Below are 5621 nucleotides of genomic sequence, written 5' to 3'. Positions count from 1 at the left end.
ATCGCCAAGCCGGAGGTCATCACCTCCATCGGAACCCGCCAATGGGCGCAGGTCAGTATTTAGGACGCCTGGTATTACACGGGCGTAGTGCTGTTCCTGCAGGACCTGTTCCCGACGGAGGTCGACGTCGCCAACCGCGAGATGCTGAAGGCCTATGTCAGGCCGTCGGCCGAGAGGGACGCCGTCTATGCTTTCTGAGCAGACCCGGCAGGCGCTCGTCGACATCGCCCACAACGCCGCGTTAGCGGAGCCGTTCGTCGGCGGTCTCGACGCGGAGGCCTTCGCGGCCGACCTGAAGACGGTCTACGCCACCACCCGATGCCTGGAGATCATCTCGGAGGCCGTTCGCCGCGCCGGCCCCGAACTCCGCGACCGTCATGCCCACCTGCCCTGGCGCCAGATGATGTCGGCCGGCAACATCTCCCCAGTCCCTTCTCTCAAGGCCGCCGCCGCTGGGCGCCGTCGGCCAGCCTCATCGCCCATCGGGCGTTGCGCTCGTCACCCAGCTCCCAAGTTTCGGGCGAGCTCCAGGGGCGCCAGTAGGCGAGTCGCAGCGCCCGCCACAAGGCGAGCAGCATGGGCAGGCAGGCCAGGAGGAACAGCCGTCCCATCCAGGCGACGCTGATCAGTTCAGGATGGCGGACGGCGAAGAGGCGCAGCATGCCCGCAAGCGCAACAAACACGGCGCACCCGTAGACGGCCAAGCTGAGTACGCCCGAGGCGAAGTACCAGCAGACGACCCAGTAGCGGCGCGTCTTCAGGCCGGCGGCCAGCGGCATGAACACGACGAAGCTGAACAGGACCGATCCGAAGGCGCTACCCAAAAACGCGTCCAGGCTGAGCGGCGCCCAGTCGGCGGCGCTGAAGACCGCGGCAGCCGGCGAGACCAGGCAGAGCACCATGATGGCGGCCAAGCCCCACGTCGTGCCCCTCGGCGCCAGGCCGGCCGGGCGGTCGCGGGGTCCTCGTCCGGCGTCGATCGCGTTCACTTGGCCACCTTCTGCACGCCGCTGACGCGCACTTCCAGCCGCATGTCCCTGGGCAGGCCGCCGGCGGGCTCCAGCGACTTTCCGTAACGCTCGTCGTCTTCCTTCTGCGCCTGGCTTAGCACCATGGCCGGAGGGGCGGCGGAGATCAGGGCGGCGCCGACGGAGCTCGCCCGGACAGCGACGTGGACCTGAGGGTGGAGATCGAGCCCTCCAGCCGCATCGACCTCTACGACCATGTCGGGATCATCCACTCCCTGCACGACCTGTTCGACGTCGGCGTGGACGTCGCCGACCGCGAGGGCCTGAAGGACTACGTCCGCCCCTCGGCGGAGCGGGACGCGATCTATGCATTCTGAGTCATAAATGCCGACCGACGAAGGAGGCACCAGCGGTTAAGTTTCCGCTAGGCCGGCAAGTTCTAATCGGCTAAATCGCTGAGTTACCCGCGGCAGCGAAGTCGCTAAAGTCCAGAATCGCTCGGCGAATCGCGCGGTAATCATCGTCTGGCACTTCGTCCGTCGGTAATCCAGCTAAGTCGTCGTCCAAGAGCGCATTCGGATTCATGCTCGTCTTGATTAAGTCAACATAGCAGCCGTAGTCTAGCTTGTAAGCATCAAATCTTTGGCCACCCTCCTTCGAGGAGATATTCTTTTTTAGTATATGCAAGGAGCGTGAGTCGAATAGTCGATCTATCAAGTCCTCTCGCCGGTCTGCATCAAACAAGAAAGCGCGTGCTTTCCGTCCTCTTATAACCTTATCAACTATCCAGTTTAGTAGCCGCTTTGTCTCTACATCCTGATTTATAAAGGCAGCCTTGTCACTTTGATACCACTCTCTTGCTGCTGCTCTGACATCTTCAACGCCGATACGCCTATCCTCTGCTTTTATGGCGGCTTTGTTCAAGAGGTTTAGGGCATCACGCGGCACGCCTTCCGCTGCGCGAACAAATTCCTCGAGTGCCCGCTTCTCCGTAAAGATAGAAAGAATAAAGGCACTTTCGTCTTTGTATTGCGCAGCAACACTCTTATCTAAGTTCGATAGGCAATGGCGGTATATGAGATTTCGAAAAAAGTTGACTGCGCGCTGCTCATCGTTCTCAAAAACCATAAAATCGTCCAGATTAACGTCTGCCATGACATCGGCACCAAGCTGAAGACCGACGTATTGGCCGCTCTTGCTGACTTGTGCGAATCGCGCCCGGTGCTCGATAGCCGCGATCTTCAGCGTCATCCCAGAAGCAATAAGCGCCTTCCTTATCAAATCTGCCAAGAACGGCTGCAGTTCTAAAGGTATGTCGCTCCACTCGTCTACGAGCACTACAAATCGTTTTCCCTTTGCAAGCCCAGCGATAGCCTTAAGCGGAGCATTCAAATCACCAAATATAACATGCGCTTCCCGCGCCAACTCATAGCTCACCTCTGAGTCGTCAGCCTCTTTGTTAGTCGAGCCAACATAAATGTTGAAAGTTGGATCCAATTTCTTCAGGGCCACGCCGGCCTTGACACTTGCCGTATCTTCATGATGTCGTTGTTCTTTAATCGACACTGGACCCTCTACTCGTGTCGTCGAGATCGCGTTTGCAAAACGGTCAAGATGACCACCAGCCGCGGAAAGGTCCAACTCAGTGCTATCTACAAATATCTCCAGAAGCTGGTCGTGAATGGCACCTAGAAAATCGATAAGCAAGGTGCTTGCGCGCTGGGTAAACGAGAGAGTGCTATCATTATATATAGACCCGTTTGATCCTATACTTCTTAGGTCAACATACATGGGGATTGTCTGGGAAGAAGGATTTGATAGAAGATATTTTAAAGTGTGGGTTTTACCCGTGCCTCTTCTGCCATAGATAACTTGATGATCCGGGCTTGAAAGCCTTAGGTCTATGTTGCCGACGCTGACAAAGCTGTCTTGAAGCGTTTCTATGTCGACGCTTTCCGCTCGACGTCCGACGGCGAGAATGGCACGGAGGATTCCCTGATCCACAGCTTAGTCCCTTGTGCAATCATGGGAAGCATTCGTGAGGAAGTCTACCTCCACCGCTTTGATCCGGCAAGCTGTACCTCCCTTTCCCGCCGCGGGAGAGGGGTGGACTTGCGCGGTACAGTCGTATGTATCAGGCTCGCCCTGTGGTGGAGCGGGCGGAGCTGTTCGGGCGGGCGCGGGGGATGCGGCGGGAGCCGACCGACGCGGAGCGGGTGCTGTGGCGGATGCTGCGGTCGCGGCAGTTCGAGGGCTGCAAGGTCCGGCGGCAGGTTCCGCTCGGGCGCTACATCGTGGACTTCGTCTGCCTCGATCCGCGGGTGGTGGTGGAGTGCGATGGCGGCCAACATGCCGACAGCGGCTATGACGCGGTGCGCGACGCCTGGCTGAGGGGGCAGGGGTTCAAGGTGGTGCGGCTGTGGAACACCGAGGTGCGGCGGGAGCCGGAGCATGTCGAGCATGTGCTGCGCCAGGCGTTCGGGCGGCGGTAGCGCTCCCTCTCCCCTTGCGGGAGAGGGAAGGGGCCCATGCGGAGCATGGGAAGGGTGAGGGGTCGCGCCGCGGCCGGCCGCATCATGCAGTTCCAACGGCGGTGCGACCCTTCACCCTCCCACGCCGCTTCGCGACGCGGGCCCCTCCCTCTCCCGCAAGGGGAGAGGGGATTTAGTCGGCATCCATCTTCAGCGCAGCGATGAACGCCTCCTGCGGGATGTCGACCTTGCCGAACTGGCGCATCCGCTTCTTTCCCTCCTTCTGCTTCTCCAGCAGCTTCTTCTTCCGCGTCGCGTCGCCGCCGTAGCACTTGGCGGTGACGTCTTTGCGCAGCGCGCGGACGGTTTCGCGGGCGATGATCTTGCCGCCGATGGCGGCCTGGATCGGGATGACGAACATGTGGGGGGGGATCAGGTCCTTCATCTTCTCCACCATGCCGCGGCCGCGGGTCTCGGCGCGGCCGCGGTGGACGAGCATGGAGAGGGCGTCGACGGGCTCGCTGTTCACCAGCACGCTCATCTTCACCAGGTCTCCGGTGCGGTATTCCTCGATGGAGTAGTCGAAGGAGGCGTAGCCCTTGGAGATGGATTTCAGCCGGTCGTAGAAGTCGAACACCACCTCGTTCAGCGGCAGGTCGTAGACCACCATGGCGCGGGTCCCGACATAGGACAGCTCGCGCTGGGCGCCGCGGCGGTCCTGGCAGAGCTTGATGACGGCGCCGAGATATTCGTCGGGGGTGAAGATGGTGGCCTTGATCCAGGGCTCGGCGATGGACTCGATCTTCACGGTATCGGGCATGTCGGCGGGGTTGTGCAGCTCCATGACGCTGCCGTCGATCAGGGTGATCTTGTAGACGACGCTGGGCGCGGTCGCGATCAGGTCGAGGTTGAACTCTCTGGACAGCCGCTCCTGGATGATCTCCAGGTGGAGCAACCCTAAGAACCCGCAGCGGAAGCCGAAGCCGAGCGCCGCGGAGGTCTCCATCTCGAAGCTGAAGCTGGCGTCGTTCAGGCGGAGGCGGCCGATGGCGTTGCGCAGGTCCTCGAACTGGGCGGCGTCGGCGGGGAAGAGGCCGCAGAACACCACGGGCTGCACCTCCTTGAACCCCGTGAGTTCGTGGGCGGTGGGGCGGCGCTCGTCGGTGATGGTGGCGCCGACCGCGGCGTCCGCCACCTCCTTGATGGAGCCGGTGAAAAAGCCGATCTCGCCGGCCGACAGCATCTCCAGGTCGGTGGCCTTGGGGCGGAAGACGCCGAGCTTGTCGACGTTGTAGACCGCGCCGGTCTGCATCATCCGCACCCGCATGCCGCGCTTCATCTGCCCGTCGATGACGCGCACCAGCACCACGACGCCGAGGTAGGCGTCGTACCAGGCGTCCACGAGGAGCGCCTTCAGGGGCGCGGCGGGATCGCCCTTGGGGGGCGGCAGTCGGGTGACGATGGCCTCCAGCACCGCGTGGATGCCGAGCCCGGTCTTGGCGGAACAGAGGATGGCGTCGCTGGCGTCCAGCCCGATCACGTCCTCGATCTGGGCGCGCACGCGGTCGGGCTCGGCGGCGGGCAGGTCGGCCTTGTTCAGCACCGGGACGATCTCGTTGTTGGCCTCCATGGCCTGGTAGACGTTGGCCAGCGTCTGGGCCTCCACGCCTTGGCTGGCGTCGACCACGAGGAGCGAGCCTTCGCAGGCGGCCAGCGAGCGGGAGACCTCGTAGGCGAAGTCCACATGGCCCGGCGTGTCCATCAGGTTCAGGACGTAGGTCTCGCCGTCGTCGGCGGTGTAGTCGAGGCGCACGGTCTGGGCCTTGATGGTGATGCCGCGCTCGCGCTCGATGTCCATGTTGTCGAGCACCTGGGCGGTCATCTCGCGCGCGGTGAGCCCGCCGGTCTCCTGGATCAGGCGGTCGGACAGGGTCGACTTGCCGTGGTCGATATGGGCCACGATGGAGAAGTTGCGGATGTGGGCGAGGTCGGTCATTGCGGGCGCGGCTTAGCACATCGGGGGCGAGGTGCGATGCTGGCGGGGCGGCTGAGGGCTGACCGCGTCAGGCTGGCGCCTTTCTCCTCCCCTGCGAAGCGGGGGAGGTGGCGCGGCGCGAATACGCGCCGTGACGGAGGGGACGTCGCCCCCGGCTGTGATACGCCGGCGGCGGCGACGCCCCCC

Annotated in this window: 6 protein-coding genes and 2 pseudogenes; 3 read left to right on the top strand and 5 right to left on the bottom strand. The window is 62.5% G+C overall.

What is annotated here, in order from left to right; translation table 11 throughout:
* Nucleotides 1–154: 154 nt before the first annotated feature.
* Nucleotides 155–409, top strand: a pseudogene (locus HUV06_RS16700) (DUF86 domain-containing protein); the annotation flags it as partial.
* A 28-nt stretch (nucleotides 410–437) separates the two neighbouring features.
* On the opposite strand, the gene HUV06_RS16370 reads toward HUV06_RS16700, so the two are convergent.
* Together HUV06_RS16370 and HUV06_RS16495 are read right to left on the bottom strand one after the other, a co-directional pair.
* Nucleotides 438–989 (bottom strand): hypothetical protein, encoded by a 552-nt coding sequence (locus tag HUV06_RS16370; protein ID WP_254601157.1) that lies wholly within the window; start codon nucleotides 987–989, stop codon nucleotides 438–440.
* The gene (locus HUV06_RS16495) at nucleotides 986–1114 is read right to left on the bottom strand and encodes a hypothetical protein (protein WP_256430086.1); all 129 of its coding nucleotides are present in this window, start codon (nucleotides 1112–1114) and stop codon (nucleotides 986–988) included. The genes HUV06_RS16370 and HUV06_RS16495 overlap by 4 nt, the downstream gene beginning before the upstream one ends.
* A 57-nt stretch (nucleotides 1115–1171) precedes the next feature.
* On the opposite strand from HUV06_RS16495, the gene HUV06_RS14330 reads away from it, so the two are divergent.
* Nucleotides 1172–1345: a hypothetical protein gene (locus HUV06_RS14330; RefSeq protein WP_174301930.1), complete on the top strand. Its 174-nt coding sequence runs from the start codon at nucleotides 1172–1174 to the stop codon at nucleotides 1343–1345.
* Nucleotides 1346–1415: 70 nt separating this feature from the next.
* Here HUV06_RS14330 and HUV06_RS14325 read toward each other — a convergent pair whose 3' ends face one another.
* The gene (locus tag HUV06_RS14325; RefSeq protein ID WP_174301929.1) at nucleotides 1416–2972 is read right to left on the bottom strand and encodes a hypothetical protein; all 1557 of its coding nucleotides are present in this window, start codon (nucleotides 2970–2972) and stop codon (nucleotides 1416–1418) included.
* A 125-nt stretch (nucleotides 2973–3097) separates the two neighbouring features.
* Between HUV06_RS14325 and HUV06_RS14320 the strand changes: the two genes are divergently transcribed.
* A complete protein-coding gene (locus HUV06_RS14320; RefSeq protein WP_254601155.1) occupies nucleotides 3098–3460 on the top strand; it encodes an endonuclease domain-containing protein in 363 nt (120 codons plus the stop codon).
* Between the two features lie 172 nt (nucleotides 3461–3632).
* Here HUV06_RS14320 and lepA read toward each other — a convergent pair whose 3' ends face one another.
* Together lepA and HUV06_RS16365 are read right to left on the bottom strand one after the other, a co-directional pair.
* Nucleotides 3633–5435: a translation elongation factor 4 gene (gene lepA / locus HUV06_RS14315; RefSeq protein ID WP_174301928.1), complete on the bottom strand. Its 1803-nt coding sequence runs from the start codon at nucleotides 5433–5435 to the stop codon at nucleotides 3633–3635.
* A 77-nt stretch (nucleotides 5436–5512) separates the two neighbouring features.
* Nucleotides 5513–5621, bottom strand: a pseudogene (locus HUV06_RS16365) (hypothetical protein); the annotation flags it as partial.

Source organism: Caulobacter sp. S45 (assembly GCF_903642205.1).
In the GTDB taxonomy this organism is placed as follows: Bacteria; Pseudomonadota; Alphaproteobacteria; order Caulobacterales; family Caulobacteraceae; genus CAHJWH01.
This window is presented reverse-complemented; position numbering and strand designations above follow the sequence as displayed.

Bases quoted from the DNA above. Each gene is read 5' to 3' on its own strand.
- HUV06_RS16495 (WP_256430086.1), bottom strand. From the start codon at position 1,114: ATGGTGCTAAGCCAGGCGCAGAAGGAAGACGACGAGCGTTACGGAAAG.
- HUV06_RS14320 (WP_254601155.1), top strand. From the start codon at position 3,098: ATGTATCAGGCTCGCCCTGTGGTGGAGCGGGCGGAGCTGTTCGGGCGG.
- lepA (WP_174301928.1), bottom strand. From the start codon at position 5,435: ATGACCGACCTCGCCCACATCCGCAACTTCTCCATCGTGGCCCATATC.